Source organism: Prescottella agglutinans (genome assembly GCF_004011865.1).
GTDB classification, from domain to species: domain Bacteria; phylum Actinomycetota; class Actinomycetes; order Mycobacteriales; family Mycobacteriaceae; genus Prescottella; species Prescottella agglutinans.
The window spans coordinates 157,354-171,933 of sequence record NZ_RKLP01000008.1; the positions used below are offsets into that span (position 1 = coordinate 157,354).

The 14,580-nt window shown below is 68.6% G+C and carries 14 protein-coding genes; 8 read left to right on the top strand and 6 right to left on the bottom strand.

Annotated features, from left to right (window positions below; all coding sequences use genetic code 11):
* Positions 1 to 43 precede the first annotated feature (43 nt).
* A complete protein-coding gene (locus tag EGT67_RS16340) occupies positions 44 to 1,645 on the bottom strand; it encodes an ABC transporter substrate-binding protein (RefSeq protein WP_127917135.1) in 1,602 nt (533 codons plus the stop codon).
* Between the two features lie 173 nt (positions 1,646 to 1,818).
* Here EGT67_RS16340 and EGT67_RS16345 point away from each other — a divergent pair, with 173 nt between their 5' ends.
* From EGT67_RS16345 to recR, 3 genes are all read left to right on the top strand, one after another.
* Positions 1,819 to 2,253, top strand: a complete 435-nt coding sequence (locus tag EGT67_RS16345; protein ID WP_127917136.1) for an SRPBCC family protein — start codon at positions 1,819 to 1,821, stop codon at positions 2,251 to 2,253.
* Positions 2,254 to 2,327: 74 nt separating this feature from the next.
* A complete protein-coding gene (locus EGT67_RS16350; protein ID WP_241566066.1) occupies positions 2,328 to 2,627 on the top strand; it encodes a YbaB/EbfC family nucleoid-associated protein in 300 nt (99 codons plus the stop codon).
* Between the two features lie 10 nt (positions 2,628 to 2,637).
* Positions 2,638 to 3,246, top strand: coding sequence for a recombination mediator RecR (gene recR / locus EGT67_RS16355; protein ID WP_127917138.1), 609 nt, complete (start codon positions 2,638 to 2,640; stop codon positions 3,244 to 3,246).
* A 10-nt stretch (positions 3,247 to 3,256) separates the two neighbouring features.
* Here the strand turns inward: recR and EGT67_RS16360 are convergent, their stop codons facing one another.
* On the bottom strand, positions 3,257 to 4,195 hold the full coding sequence (locus tag EGT67_RS16360) for a LysR family transcriptional regulator (RefSeq protein ID WP_127917139.1): 939 nt from the start codon (positions 4,193 to 4,195) through the stop codon (positions 3,257 to 3,259).
* A gap of 155 nt (positions 4,196 to 4,350) precedes the next feature.
* Here EGT67_RS16360 and EGT67_RS16365 point away from each other — a divergent pair, with 155 nt between their 5' ends.
* Positions 4,351 to 5,676, top strand: a complete 1,326-nt coding sequence (locus EGT67_RS16365; RefSeq protein WP_241566083.1) for an NAD(P)/FAD-dependent oxidoreductase — start codon at positions 4,351 to 4,353, stop codon at positions 5,674 to 5,676.
* A 66-nt stretch (positions 5,677 to 5,742) separates the two neighbouring features.
* Here the strand turns inward: EGT67_RS16365 and EGT67_RS16370 are convergent, their stop codons facing one another.
* Together EGT67_RS16370 and EGT67_RS16375 are read right to left on the bottom strand one after the other, a co-directional pair.
* A complete protein-coding gene (locus EGT67_RS16370) occupies positions 5,743 to 7,284 on the bottom strand; it encodes an acyl-CoA synthetase (protein ID WP_127917140.1) in 1,542 nt (513 codons plus the stop codon).
* Positions 7,285 to 7,378: 94 nt separating this feature from the next.
* Positions 7,379 to 8,317 carry a DMT family transporter gene (locus tag EGT67_RS16375; RefSeq protein ID WP_241566067.1) on the bottom strand — a complete coding sequence of 313 codons (939 nt, stop codon included), beginning with the start codon at positions 8,315 to 8,317 and terminating at the stop codon, positions 7,379 to 7,381.
* Positions 8,318 to 8,391: 74 nt separating this feature from the next.
* Between EGT67_RS16375 and EGT67_RS16380 the strand changes: the two genes are divergently transcribed.
* A complete protein-coding gene (locus EGT67_RS16380) occupies positions 8,392 to 9,306 on the top strand; it encodes a LysR family transcriptional regulator (RefSeq protein WP_127917142.1) in 915 nt (304 codons plus the stop codon).
* On the opposite strand, the gene EGT67_RS16385 is transcribed toward EGT67_RS16380, so the two are convergent.
* Both EGT67_RS16385 and EGT67_RS16390 read right to left on the bottom strand, forming a co-directional pair.
* Complete coding sequence (locus EGT67_RS16385) at positions 9,288 to 10,145, bottom strand: oxygenase MpaB family protein (RefSeq protein WP_127917275.1); 858 nt, start codon at positions 10,143 to 10,145, stop codon at positions 9,288 to 9,290. The genes EGT67_RS16380 and EGT67_RS16385 overlap by 19 nt on opposite strands.
* Before the next feature lie 79 nt (positions 10,146 to 10,224).
* Positions 10,225 to 11,742 carry an aldehyde dehydrogenase family protein gene (locus EGT67_RS16390; RefSeq protein WP_127917143.1) on the bottom strand — a complete coding sequence of 506 codons (1,518 nt, stop codon included), beginning with the start codon at positions 11,740 to 11,742 and terminating at the stop codon, positions 10,225 to 10,227.
* Between the two features lie 178 nt (positions 11,743 to 11,920).
* Here EGT67_RS16390 and EGT67_RS16395 point away from each other — a divergent pair, with 178 nt between their 5' ends.
* The 3 genes from EGT67_RS16395 to EGT67_RS16405 are packed head-to-tail and all read left to right on the top strand — an operon-like array spanning position 11,921 to position 14,555.
* Positions 11,921 to 13,063, top strand: a complete 1,143-nt coding sequence (locus EGT67_RS16395) for an acyl-CoA dehydrogenase family protein (protein ID WP_127917144.1) — start codon at positions 11,921 to 11,923, stop codon at positions 13,061 to 13,063.
* Between the two features lie 11 nt (positions 13,064 to 13,074).
* On the top strand, positions 13,075 to 13,746 hold the full coding sequence (locus EGT67_RS16400; RefSeq protein WP_127917145.1) for a GntR family transcriptional regulator: 672 nt from the start codon (positions 13,075 to 13,077) through the stop codon (positions 13,744 to 13,746).
* Positions 13,743 to 14,555, top strand: coding sequence for an oxygenase MpaB family protein (locus EGT67_RS16405; RefSeq protein ID WP_241566068.1), 813 nt, complete (start codon positions 13,743 to 13,745; stop codon positions 14,553 to 14,555). Before EGT67_RS16400 ends, EGT67_RS16405 begins: the two co-directional genes overlap by 4 nt.
* Positions 14,556 to 14,580 lie beyond the last annotated feature (25 nt).

Consider the following 14,580-nt stretch of genomic DNA (forward strand, 5'->3'; position numbering starts at 1 on the left):
GTCTTGCGGGGTGCCCCGGAATCGCCGGGGCGCCCCGCCGCGATCACTGCCCGATCCAGGCTCCGTCGAGCAGGAGGATGTTGTCCGCGGTGCGCTTGACGCCATGGACGTCGTCGTCCCAGACGGTGAGGACCCTGCTCGGACCCCACACCGCGTACGGGATCGTCTCGTTGGCCCGCGCCTGCACCTTGGCGATGGCGTTCTTCTTGGCCTCGTCGGTGGTCGCTGTCTTCACCTCGACCAGAAGCGCATCCATCTGCGGGTCGGCATATCCGGACGCGTTGTTGCGCGATTCGCTTCCCAGGCCGCCGTACAGGCGCAGGTAGGGGGATTCGTCCATGAACGCGAATGCCGAGCGCGTCATGTCGAAGTCGTGCTCGACGTAGAGCTTGCGCACCAGGTCGGTCACGCTGTTGACGTACTCGATCCGGACGTCGAAGCCGATGGAGTTCAGCGACGCCTGCACGGCCAGCGCGGCGGCCTCGGCGCTCTTCTCGGTGGGCGACAGGTACGTGAGCTTGCCGTCGTATCCGTCGGCCTTGGCCTCGTTCAGGAACTGCCGGGCCTTGTCGGGGTCGAACGGCACGCCCTCCGCGCCCGACGACCAGCGCGAGCTGTCCGGCACCAGCGTCGAGCCGGCGATGCCGAGGCCGTCGTTGGCGCGTTGGTTGATCGCCTGGGGATCGACGCCGTACGCGACCGCCTGCCGCACGCGCAGATCCGCGCCCGGCCGACCCTCGCGGGTGTTCATCATGCCGAGCGCGCCCAGCCCCTGGACGTCGAGGTAGCCGCCGTAGCCGGCGTTCAGGGCGTCCCGGATCGTCGCTTCGTCGCGGAGGATGTATGCCATGTCGAGCTGACCGCTCTGTAGCGATTCGAGCTGTCCGCGAGCGCCGTTCGTCGGCACGAACCGAACCTTGTCGAGGTTGGGGCGCCCGTTCCAGTAGTCCTCGCGTGCGGTGAGCACGATCTCCTCGTTCGGCGCGAACCGCGTCAGCGTGAACGGGCCGGCCCCGATCGGGGTGAACTTCCCGTCGGTGTCGGAGTTCTTGGAGACGACCATGCCCGGGCCCATCGCCAGCAGCACCGGGAAGCGGTCCCACGGCGCATTGAGCGTGAACGTCACCGTCTTCGCGTCCGGGGTGCCGATCGTGGTCACCGAGTTCGCCCACACCTGCGACACGTCCGCGCGCGCGGCGACGAAGCGGTCGATGCTCCACTTGACGGCGTCGGCGTCGACCGGCGAGCCGTCGCTGAACGTCGCGCCGTCTCGCAGCCTCACCGTGAACTCGGTGTAGTCGGCGTTGTGCTCGAGCGCCTCGGCGAGCTGCGGTTCGAACGTGCCCGACTCGGGATCGGTGCGGAGCAGGGTGTCGTAGATCGCTGCCATCTCGGTGCCGCCGGTCGAGCCCGCCGCCTGTGTCCTGGTCGGGTCGAGAGCGTTGGGGAACGAGTACGAACCGAATGTCACGGTGCCGCCGCGCACGGGATCGCCGGCGTCCTGCGCGACGTTGACCATCCCGGTGGTGACGGATGCGCCGTCGTTCGACTGGCCGTCGGCGGAGGCGCATCCGGCGACGAGTGTGGTTGCGGCCGCGACGAGTGCGGCAAGTCGAAGGCTCGACCGGCACCACGATTTGTTCATAGCTCACCTCACAGGTTGTCGTGTCCAGGCGGAGGGTAAGACAGGTTCTTAATCGGTGTGGTGTGGGTCTCATTCAGTGGAAGTGGCGCCACGGGTAACCCCGCGGGTCCTGGATGAGTCCTCGGGCGAGCAGGCAGGATGGAGGAAACCCGCCGAGCAAGGAGACGTATCCAGTGGCACAGGTCAGCGCCAGCAGTTCCATCACCATCACCGCGACACCCGAGCAGGCACTCGACGCGCTCACCGACTACGAGACGATGCGGCCGCGGATCCTGCCGCAGCAGTACCGGGACTACCAGGTGCTCGAGGGCGGCCAGGGCGACGGGACCGTCGCGAATTGGACGCTGCAGGCCACCGAGAAGCGCTCGCGCAACGTCAAGGCGTCGGTGACCGTCTCCGGCGCCACCGTCACCGAGCGCGACGCGAACTCGTCGATGGTCACGACGTGGGAGGTCACGCCCGCGGGAACCGGATCCACCATCACCACGACGACCGAGTGGAAGGGTGCCGGCGGCATCGGCGGCTTCTTCGAGCGCACCTTCGCTCCGCTGGGTCTGCGCAAGATCCAGGAGCAGACGCTCGCGAACCTGCAGCGCGAACTGGGATAAGGCCCGCGACGGACTACGCTGACGAAGCGACTTCAGAAAGGACCAGTCCAGTGCAACCAGGTGGACAGCCCGACATGCAGCAGCTCCTCGCGCAGGCGCAGCAGATGCAGCAGCAATTGATGGCGGCGCAGGCGGAGATGGCCCAGGCCGAGGTGACCGGTCAGGCCGGCGGCGGTCTGGTGACCGCGACGGTCAAGGGCACCGGTGAGGTCGTCGGCCTCACGATCGACCCCAAGGTCGTCGACCCGGAGGACATCGAGACGCTGCAGGACCTCGTGATCGGCGCGATCGCCGACGCGTCGAACAAGGCCCAGGAGATCGCGGCGAGCAAGCTCGGCCCGCTGGCCGGCGGCCTGCCCGGCCTCCCCTTCTAGGGGACACGCCTTGTACGAAGGTCCCGTCCAGGACTTGATCGACGAGCTGGGCAAACTGCCCGGTATCGGACCGAAGAGCGCCCAGCGCATCGCGTTCCACCTGCTGTCGGTCGAACCCCCGGAGATCGACCGACTCCAGGCGGTGTTGCAGAAGGTGCGCGACGGCGTCCAGTTCTGCGTCGTGTGCGGCACGGTCTCCGAGGAGGAGAAGTGCCGCATCTGTTCCGACCCGCGTCGGGACCGGACCATGGTGTGCGTCGTCGAGGAGCCCAAGGACGTCCAGGCGATCGAGCGCACCCGTGAGTTCAAGGGGCGCTATCACGTGCTCGGCGGCGCGCTCGATCCGCTGAGTGGCATCGGACCGGATCAGCTACGGATCCGGGAGTTGTTGACGCGCATCGGCAATCAGGAGGACGGCGTCGACGTCTCCGAGGTGATCATCGCGACCGACCCCAACACCGAGGGCGAGGCGACCGCGACGTATCTGGTGCGGATGCTGCGTGACTTCCCGGGGCTGACGGTGTCGCGGCTGGCGTCGGGGCTGCCGATGGGAGGCGACCTCGAGTTCGCCGACGAACTCACCCTCGGCCGCGCCCTGTCGGGCCGGCGCACGCTGTAGCCCGGTCCGGCTACCGCCCGTCCGCTGCGCCCCTGACCTGCTTGGTCAGGGGCGCGCCGTTTTCGGCGCCTTCCGTGGTCATCGTCTGCCGCAGCGAGCGGATCAGGCTCGCCATCCCGGCGGCGTCGGTCGCCCCGGTCCGGACGATCCCGCTGACGGGTACGCGCAGTCGGTTGTTCTTCTCGCGCATGACGCACAGCCCGGTGCGCGGAGCCTCGGCGGCGGTGCTCGCGTAGAGCACCGTCCACGCCCGCGGGTTGGTGATGACGTCGAGGATCGCCGCGTGGTCCCGGGCGATCGGCGGGCCGAGTCGCAGGCGGCGCCCGACGTCGACGAAGGCGTTCTCCACGACGGTGTGGATCAGCACCTGGCTCTGCCGCGGCGGCAGCAGCAGGGGATAGGGCGCGAGCTCGCTCAGCTCGACGGTCGAGAATGCCGACACCGGATGCTGGTTCGACGTCGCGATCATCAGGTCCTCGACGCCCAGTTCGACGGTCTCGAGCCCCGGCCGGTCCACCTCGCCGCGGATGAGCGCGATGTCGGCGTCGCCCGACGACACCGCCTCGATCCGGTCGGTGAAGTTCTTGATCACGAACTCGATGTCGAGGTCCGGGTGCTTCTCGCGGACGTGGGCGATCGCCGCCAGGCTCTGCGGCGCGAAGCTCATGCTGGCGGTGATCCGGATGCGGTCGCGTGGTTCCTTCGCGACGGCGAACGCCTTGGCCTCGAGGCTCAGCACCTCCTGTGCGATCGGAACCAGACGCGATCCGGCCGACGTGAGCCGGACGACCCGGGTGGAGCGTTCGAACAGCGAGGCCCCGAGTTCCTGCTCGAGCTTCGTGATCTGGTGGCTGATCGCGGACTGCGAGATGAAGCAGCGTTTCGCGGCATTGCTGAAGCTCAGTTCCTCGCTGACCGCGAGGAAGTACCGCAGCTGCCGGAAGTCCATGCCGACATACTACTTATGAGCGATCCAGATAACTGTTTTCCGAATATCCCTGATTACTGGCGCAAGTGTCGTTAGCGCTCCTACGGTGTCTCTCATACATCTCGACCAGGTCTCTCGAATATCTCGAGAAGGAGGCAACCGTGAGCGAAACTGCAATCGACCGGACCGAAGTTGTGATCGTCGGGTCCGGATTCGGTGCCCTCGCCACGGCGAAGAAGCTGGCCAAGGCCGGCAAGCCGTTCGTCCTCATCTCGGAGACCACCGAGCACCTCTTCCAGCCGCTGCTGTACCAGGTGGCCACCGGCGTCCTCGCCGCCGGTGAGATCGCCCCCTCGGTGCGCGCGATCCTCGCGAAGTACCCCAACGCCGACGTCCGCCTCGGCCGCGTCGTCGACGTGCACCCCGAGGAGAAGGAACTCGTCTACGAGGCCGCCGGCGAGCGCCACACCCTCGGCTACAACTCGCTCGTCGCCGCCACCGGTGCCCGGCAGAGCTACTTCGGACGCGACGAGTTCGCCAAGGTCACCTACGCGCTCAAGACGGTCGACGACGCCGAGCGGCTGCGCGCGCAGATCGTGCGCTGCTTCGAGGAGGCGCACACCACCACCGACCTCGAGCGTCGCAAGAACCTGCTCAGCTTCATCGTCATCGGTGCCGGTGCGACCGGCGTCGAGCTGGCCGGCCAGATCAAGGAACTCGCGGGCCGCTACTTCGAGCAGTCGATCCGCGGCGTCACCGCCGACGACGTCACCGTCACCCTCGTCGAGGGCGCGGGCGTCGCGATGCCGGCGTACGGCGGCAAGCTCAGCGAGTACACGAAGGAGTCGCTCGAGAAGTCGGGCGTCGAGGTGGTGCTGGGCACGCTGGTCACCGACATCGACGAGCACGGCGCCACCCTCAAGGCCCACGGCAGCGACACCGGTGAGCGTCGCACCGCCGAGACCATCATCTGGTCGGCCGGCGTGCAGGCCAACGACTTCGCGTCGGCGCTCGCCGAGCGCACCGGCTGCGAGACCGACCGCGCCGGACGTCTGCTCGTCAATCCCGACCTCACGGTCGGCGGCCGCGCCGACATCTTCGCGGTCGGCGACATGACGTCGCTGAACAACCTGCCCGGCCAGTCGCCCGTCGCGATGCAGGGCGGACGCCACGTGGCGGCCACCATCCTCGGAAAGACCAAGCGCGGCACGCCGTTCAAGTTCCGCGACAAGGGCTCGATGGCGATCATCAACCGCTTCCGTGCCGTCACCAAGGTCAAGAGCATCGAACTCACCGGCTTCGTCGCGTGGGTGCTGTGGCTCGCCGTCCACATGGTGTACCTGGTGGGCTTCCGCAATCGCTACGTCGCGGTGATGTCGTGGTTCGGTTCGTTCCTCGGCCACCGGCGCCCGCACTTCCACTACGCGCAGGAGGTCGGGCCGATCGAGGCGCCGGACGCGCGCGTCGCCGACGACGACGAACCCGCAAAGGTCGCCGCCTAGCTTCACGAACGACGGGCGGTTACTGCGACATCGGCCGAGAGCCGAGCGCAGTAACCGCCCGTTCGGCTACGCGAGGGTGCGCAGCGCCGCGTCGCGCAACTCGTGCTTCCGCACCTTGCCGGTGGCCAGGCGCGGCAGACGGTCGCAGAACTCGATCGTCTTCGGCACCTTGTAGCCGGCGAGGTGCTCGCGGACGTACGCGCGCAGGGTGTCCGCGGTGTCGTCGGCCGCCACCCCGGGATCGAGTTCGACGACGGCGTGCACGTACTCGCCCATCTCCGGGTCGGGGAGGCCGAACACCGCGACGTCGGCGACGTCCTCGTGCGCCGCGAGGCACGACTCGATCTCGGCCGGGTAGATGTTGACGCCCCCGGAGATGATCATGAACGACTTGCGGTCGGTCAGGAACAGGTAGCCGTCCTCGTCGACGTAGCCGACGTCGCCGACCGTGGACAGTCGCGGATTGGTGGGGTGCCGGGAGTCGGCGGTCTTGTCGGCGTCGTTGTGGTACTCGAACGGCACGACGTCGCGCTCGAAGTAGATGGTGCCGACCTCGCCGGCGGGCAGCGGTTGCCCCTCCTCGTCGCACACGACCGGGGTGCCGAGCACCGGGCGGCCGACGGAGCCGGGCCGTTCCAGCCACTCGCTCGCGGTCAGGAACGTCATGCCCATTCCTTCGGTGCCCGAGTACAACTCGCTGACGATCGGACCGAGCCAGTCGATGGTCGCGTGCTTGACGGCCGGCGGGCAGGGCGCCGCGGAGTGCAGGAAGTCCTGCAGCGACGACACGTCGAACGACGTGCGTTCGGCGGCGGGCAACTTGAGCAGGCGCACCATCATCGTCGGCACGACCTGCGTGTGTGTCACCGAGTACTTCTCGATCGTCGCCAGGAACTCGCGGGCGTCGAAGCGCTCCATCAGCACCACGGTGGCCCCGACCGCCTGCGCGCCGGCCGACCACTGCAGCGCAGCGGAGTGGTACATCGGCGCGGGGACGAGGTACGTCGACTGATCGGTCATCTTCAACAGCGTCTGTGCGAAGTAGCCGACGTTCATCCCGCGCGGGTCGTCGATCGTGATGCCGGTGAGGGGACGTCGAATGCCCTTGGGGCGACCCGTGGTTCCCGACGAGTACAGCATCATGTCGCCGCGGGGCTGTTCGGTGAGCGGCACCGGGTCGAACGCCGCCATCGACTCCTCGTACGACTCGAAGCCGCCGACGACGCCGTCCATCATGAACAGGTGGGGCCGGTCCTCCAGTTCGTCCACGATCGCGGACGCGAGATCGGCCAGTCGGTAGGTGGTGACGAGCAACCGCGCCTGGCAGTCGGTGACGATGTAGGCCGCCTCGTCGGCGGTGAGATGCCAGTTGACGGCCGTGATGTACAGCCCGGAACGCACGGCCGCCCAGTAGACCTCCAGGTACCGTGGATGGTTCTCCGCGAGGATCGCGATGTGGTCGCCCGTGCGGAGTCCCAGCGCGAACCACTGCTGCGCCAAGCGATTCGAACGGTCTTCGAGGTCGCGATAGGTCACCACCTCGCCGGTGCGGGCGAAGACGACCGCGGGGCGATCGGGAGCTGTCGCGGCATGGATACCGGGGTACATCAGTGGCTGCCTCCTGGCTGTCGAGGGGGAAACTGGCATGTGCTCGCCGTCGCAGACTCGCCGGTGCCGACGTGTCGTTGGGGCGTGGTCTCGCTCAGCGAGAACGGGCCGAACGGGCGGGCGGTCGGGACGTGACGAACCACGCGGTCGCGACGACGGTCGCGCAGCCGACCAGTTGCAGAGCGGTGGGTCGTTCGCCGAGCAGGATCACCGCGGCCGCGATCGCCAGCACCGGTTGCAGGAGCAGCAGTGTGGCGCCGACCTCGGGCGCGAGACGGGGGAGGGAACGGCCGAGCAGCATCCAGCCGAGGACCTGCGCCGACACGGCCAGTGCCGCGAGCCACGCGAACGAGGCCCATCCCGGCGTCGGGTCGACGGTGCCCCACACCGATCCGAGTGCCGAGCCGACGACGCCGGCCGCGGCGGTCGAGATCAGGACCTGCGTCCCGGCGGTGTCGGCGGATCCGCGCCCGCCGACGACGAAGATGTACCCCGCGTACGCGACTCCCGACAGCAGGGCCAGAACCGTTCCCCACAGCAGGTCCGGGCTCGTCGACGCGTCGTCCGCGACGCCGGCGGTGAGGGCGATCCCGGCGAACAGCGCGGGAATCGTCGCGACGAATCGGGCCGGAATCCGGGTGCCCAGGAACAGGAACGACAGCAGCGGCACCACGACGACCTGGACGTTCACGAGCACCGTGGAGATACCCGCGCCGACGAGCATGATGGCCTGTGACCACAGCGCGAAGTCGACGCCGAGCATGGCCCCTGCGACGGTGAACCGCACCGCGTCCCCCCGACTCGTTCGGTTGCCGCGGCGGTACTCCCGCCACGCGAGCGCGGCCAGCGGCGGAAGCGCGAGCGCGCATCGGAAGAACACCGACGTCGCGGGAGAGACCTCCGCCAGTCGGATGAACACCGCGGTCAGGGAGATCGCGACGGTACCGGCGACGGCGAGCGCTCGGGGATCGGTGAACGGGCCGGATACGCGCGCGGGCGCCGGCTGGGCGCGCTCCGATCCGATGGTCTGCACCTGTCCAATTCTGGGTTCTACCTGCAAGAACAACAAGTAAGAAACTCTTCTGGGCATTCGGTAGTGTTGCTGGCGTGTTGAGCCTCGAACGTATCCGCGCGCTCTGCGCGGTGGCCGAGACCGGATCGGTCGCCGCCGCCGCGAGGCGGCTGCACGTGACGCCGTCCGGAGTCTCACAGCAGTTGGCGAAACTCGAACGCGAGGTGGGGGCGACGCTACTCGAGCCGGACGGGCGGGGTGTCCGCCTGACCCCTGCCGGTGAGCTGCTGGCCCGGCGCGGCGCGGAACTGCTGGCGCGGGCGGCGGCGGTCGAGGCCGAGATCGATTCCATGCGGGACGAAGTCGTCGGACCGATCCGATTCGGGGCGTTCGTCGCCGCATCGCGGGTGGTGCTGCCTTCCGTCGTCACCGCCCTGCTGTCGCGCTATCCGGTGCAGGTGTCCGTGGCGGAGGCGGAGACCGAGGTGACCTTGGAGTCCCTCACCCGGCGACGCATCGACATCGGTGTGGTCGACAGTTGGGAGTCGGCGCCGGTGGATATCCCGATCGGGATGGAATCGAGACTGATACATCGTGATTCGGCAGGTGTGGCGCTGCCCGCGGATCATCCGCTGGTGGGCCGCGGCGCCGTTCCGCTCGGGGAACTCGCGGAGATGTCGTGGGTGGCGTGGGGTGCGGGCACGGCATTCCGGGACTGGCTCGTGAGAACGCTGCGCGGGCAGGGGTTCGAGCCCCGGGTCGACTTCGAGGCGTCCGACGTCTCGACGCATCTCGCCTTCGTCGCCGCGGGGCTCTCGGCGGCCCTCGTCCCGCATCTCGCGGTCGACGACCTGCCGGCCGGGGTGGCGCTCCTGCCGGCCGACCCACCGTTGCGGCGGGACATCCACGTGGTGTGGCGACCGGACAATGCCGGCCCGGCGGTGCGGGCCGGCATCGCTGCGGTCGAGGAGGCGTTCGCCCGCAGGCGGTCTCAGTCCCCCGGCGTCTGAACCTGCTCGACCCCGAGGTCTCGCGGACGGTAGCCGACGGGATAGCCGGGGTAGGTGCGGTTCCCCGGATCGCCGGATCCCGCGGACACCCGCCGCTTCGGGAGCAGGCGCACGACCCCCGACCGGGCCCGCAACCCGGCCTCCGCGACGGCCCGCACCCGTGCCGACCCCTTCGGAAACCCGAACGCGGTGGACATACGGTCGTCGATCAGCGCATACACCGCGGTGGCGACGGGACGTTCGAGGAGGCCCGGGTACCAGGACTGGAACAGCCGCAGGGTGTAGGTGCCGATGCGGTGGTTGTCGTCGCTGTAGACGAAGTGCTCGTGTTCGTACTCCGTCTTGAACCGATGGAACTCCTGGAACGAGTCGGGAATGTCCTTGATACCCATCCTCATTCCGACCTGACGGTAGAAGTGGTACGACGCGAGTCGCTCGTTCGGGTGCAGGCGACGCCACCCGTAACGGTCGATCCAGTCGATCGGGTCGTACACGAACGTCGACAGCACGTAGCGCATGTCGTCGTTCGAGATCGTGTACCGGCCGTGCATGCGGTTGACGTTGCGCAGCGACTCGCGCCCGCGCTCCGAGTCGTAGCCGTGTTCCACCAGTTCGCCCATCAGCAGCGCGGTGTCGTCGTAGCGCTTCTGCGGGCGGTGCTCGAACTCGCCGGTGCGGGCCAGCAGTGCGGAGATGGACGGCACGCAGTAGGTGCGGAACAGCGCGAACTCGAGCGAACGCTGGTAGTCCCAGGGGAACTCGTAGCCGGCGGTGATGCGGAGGATGTCCTGGTGTCTCGTCTCCGGGTCGAGTCCTTCGATCACCTTCACCCACCCCATCCGGCCCCGGCCGGGGCGCGGATCGGGGTCGGGTTCGGGGAGGCTGTGGGCGGGTCGTGAACTGGTCAGCGTCACGGCGTCACCGACCGTGCCGTGCCTTGAGCATCCACGCCGAGATCTTCATGTCCCGGGCGGACCGCTCGAGGGTGAGCAGATTCAGTGGGGCCGAGAACTTCTGGACGGTGACCGCCTTGGGGTGGCTGAACTCGCGGAGGCCGTCGGCGCCGTGGATGCGGCCGAATCCGGATTCGCCGATGCCGCCGAACGGCAGCGAGGGGATCCCGGCGAAGCCGAGCACCGAGTTGACCGAGACCATGCCGGCGCGTAACCGCCCGGCGATGTCCCGGCCGCGGGAGTGGTTGCGGGTGAACACCGACGCACCGAGGCCGTACGACGTCGCATTGGCCCGCTCGATGCCCTCGTCGACGTCGCGGACCTTGTTCACGACGACGGTGGGGCCGAACGTCTCCTCGCACACCGCCGACGATTCCTCCGGAACGTCGGTGAGGACCACCGGGTCGACGAATCGGTCATGGACGGAGTCGATTCCGCCGATCACCGCGCGGGCACCCTTACCGATCGCGTCGGCGATGTGGTTACGGACGACGTCCACCTGCCGGGGGAGGGTCATCGGGCCGTAGGTGTCCTCGTCCGACCCGCCCGGGGTGACCCGTTCGACCGCGGCGGTGAGCTTGTCGAGGAACTGCCGGTACACCGGTTCGGCCACGTAGATGCGCTCGACACCCGCGCACGTCTGCCCGGCGTTGCCGAATGCGCCGAACGCCGCGAACTCGACGGCCTTGTCCAGGTCGGCGTCCTCGGCGACCAGCATCGCGTCCTTGCCGCCGCACTCCGCGACCAGCGGGGTGAGGGTCTCGGCGCAGACCGCCATCACCTTCCGGGCGGTGGGCCCGGAACCGGTGAATGCGATCTTGTCGACGCCGGCCCGGCACAGCGCGGCGCCCGTCGCGCCGAGACCGGTGATCACCTGCAGGACAGGCTGGGTCGGGGCGAGCGAGGTCCACTTGGCCTCGAGCCACTTTCCGACGCCCGGGGTGAGTTCGCTGGGTTTGAAGACGATCGCGTTCCCGGCGGCGAGCGCATACGAGATGGAGCCCATCGGTGTGTACACCGGGTAGTTCCACGGGCCGATGACGCCGACGACGCCGAACGGCTGGTAGCCGAGGGTGGCCGACTGGTTGGCGCTGACGAGCCCGGACGGGACCCGTCGGGGCTTGAGCACCTTCTTCGCGTTGCGGGCGGCCCAGTCGAGATGCTCGATCGCGAGCATCACCTCGAGCAGGGCGTCGTCGTGGGGCTTGCCGGTCTCGGCGGAGACGACGCGGGCGAGGTCGTCGGCGTCCGACGCGATCGCCTTCTTGAACTCGAGCAACCAGTCGCGGCGCCCGCGGAATCCCTGTCCGGCCCACCACTGTGCTGCGCGGCGAGCCCGCTCCACCGCCGCGGTGACGTCGGACTCGGTCATGACGGGGTACTCGGCGAGAACGGTCCCGGTCCGCGGGTCCAGGCTCGGGAAGGTGGACGGCGCCGAGTCCGGGGATAAGGCGGGGTCGGTGTCGCGCAGTTCTCGGGTCATGTCGAACTACCTCCGGATCTCCAGTGGGATCGCATCACATATATTTGATGTGATTTACTGTGGTGACGCTCACACTATTCGGCCCGGCGAGCGCGGACAACCCCCCACGCGGGTGTCCGCCCCGATGCGGCCGCAGGGGAATTCGGTAACTCGACTCTTTCCAGGCAGGAGCACGTCAATGACGATCGACTTCACCCCCGAACAGCACGACTTCGCGCAGGCGGTGGCCGCGTTCTGCCGACGCGAGTGTGGCACCCGCGAGCAGCGGGACGCGCTCACCGGCCGCGGTGAGCACAGCCACAACCAGGAGCTGTACCTGAAGATGGCCGACCTCGGCTGGCTCGGGATCACCGTCCCCGAGGAGTACGGCGGATCGGGCGGCACCGCGGTCGACATGTGCATCCTGCTCGAACAGGCCGCGAGGGGGATGGCGCCGATCGGCGGCATCGGGCCGACCCTCATCACCGGGGCGGCGTACGGAAGGTTCGGTACCGAGACGCAGAAGCGGGCCGTGCTCGGCGGCATCGTGCGCGGCGCTTCCGAGTCGATCTCGATGTCCGAGCCCGAGGCCGGGTCCGACGTCGGCAACCTCACCTGTCGCGCCGAGAAGGTCTCCGACGGCTGGCTCATCAACGGGCAGAAGACGTGGTGCTCCAACGCGCACTTCGCCGAGAACATCCTGCTCGTGGCCCGAACCGACCGCACCGGGTCCAAGCACGAGGGCCTGACGATGTTCCACCTGCCGGCGGACACCCCGGGTCTCAAGATCAGCGGCATCGACACGATGGGCGGCAAGGAGGTCAACGACCTCTATCTCACCGACGTCCACCTGCCCGCCGACGCCGTCGTCGGCGAGGTCGGCAACGGGTGGAGTCAGCTGATGACCGGGCTCAACATCGAACGACTCATCCTCGGCGCGATGATGCTCGGCACCGCGCAGCGGGCGTTCGACGACGCCCTCGAATTCATCACGCAGCGAAAGCAGTTCGGTCGGCCGGTCGGGACATTCCAGGTGCTGCGTCACCGTGTCGCGGATCTGGCCACCGAGATCGAGTGCACCCGGCTGCTCGTGTACAACACCGCACGGCTGGTCGACGCGAACCCGACGAAGCTGTTCCCGCGGGAGGCGTCGATGGTCAAGCTCAAGGCGACCGAGACCGCGAAGAAGGTGGCGCTCGAGGGCATGCAGATGATGGGTGGATACGGATACGCCACCGAGTTCGACATGGAGGGGCATGTCCGCAGGACGCTCGTGTCGTCGATCTACGGTGGTACCAACGAGATCCAGCGCGACATCATCGGCAAGACGTACGGGCTGTAGGGAGCGTCGACATGGGTGCGCCGGCACGTCCACTGCGCAGGACGCAGCTCTCCGATTCGGTGGCCACGTACCTGCGCGGTGCGGTCATGTCGGGTCGTCTGCGGCCCGGTGAGTTCGTGCGCCTGGACGAGACCGCCGCCGAACTCGGCGTGAGCGTCACCCCGGTGCGGGAGGCGCTGCTGACCCTGCGGGGCGAGGGCATGGTCGAGTCGGTGCCCAACCGCGGATACGTCGTGTCGCCGCTCGAACGCGACGACGTGCACGACATCTTCTGGTTGCAGGGCCAGATCACGGTGGAGCTGGCGGTGCGCGCCTCGGGTGTCGCCACGGCCGAGGACCTGACGCGGCTGACCGCGCTCAACGACGTGCTGGGTGAGGCGGTCGAGGCTTCCGATCCCGAGCGGATCGCCGACGCGGAGTACGAGTTCCACCGCGAACTGTGCCGGATCGGAGGCGGGCCCAAGCTCGCGTGGTTCCTGCTCAACGCCGCCCGGTACACGCCCTACCAGCTGTACGCCACCGATCCGGCCTGGGGCTTGCTGGCGGTGGCGTCGCACGCGAGCCTGATCGACGCGATCCGAGCGCGGGACCGTGAGGCCGTGGTGTCGCACACCCGCGTCCAGTTCGACGACGCCGCACGGCGCCTCGTCGCGCACCTCGAGCGAGTGGGGATATGGAAATGACGAAACCGCTTGTCGTGGAACGCGACACCGGACAGCTCGACCTCGCCGACTTCGTCGGGGAGTCCATGCTGCTGATCGGGGCGGGCGCCACGGTCCTGCTGCAGCTGGCGTTGCCGGGTGTCGGGCGCGGCGTCGCCGAGCACAGCACCACGCTCGAGCGGCCACTGGACCGGCTGCGGACCACCATGACGTACGTGTACGCGGTCACCCTCGGCTCCGCCGAGGAGAAGCAGGCCGTGGTCCGGTTGGTGAACCGGGCACACGTCCCGGTGCGGTCGGAGCGGTACAACGCCTTCGACCCGGAGTTGCAGCTGTGGGTCGCAGCCACCCTGTACCGCAACGGTTCCGACATGTACCAGCGGTTCTTCGGGCCGCTGTCGGATGCCGACGCCGAGCGCCTGTACCGGCAGTCGGCGGTGTACGGGACGGCGCTACAGGTCCGGGAGGACATGTGGCCGGCCACCCGCACCGACTTCGACGCGTACTGGGACCGGATGATCGAGACCGCCACCGTGGACGACCAGGTGCGCGCGTACGTGCGCGGGTTGCTCTCCGGCGGCCGGGCGCCGCTGCCGGTGCGGATGACGATGCCGTTGCAGCGATTCCTCACGATCGGGCTGCTGCCGCCGCGGATCCGGGACCAGTTCGCGCTGCCGTGGAGCCCTCGCGACCAGCGCCGCTTCGACCGCCTCATGACGGTGGTGCCGATCCTCTACCGCCGCGTCCCGCGCCCGCTGCGCCAGATCACGGCCACCTACTACCTGCGGGACATGCGCCGACGCCTGGCGCGGAGCCGGCACCTGATCTGACGCGGACGCGACGTCGCGCTCGGCC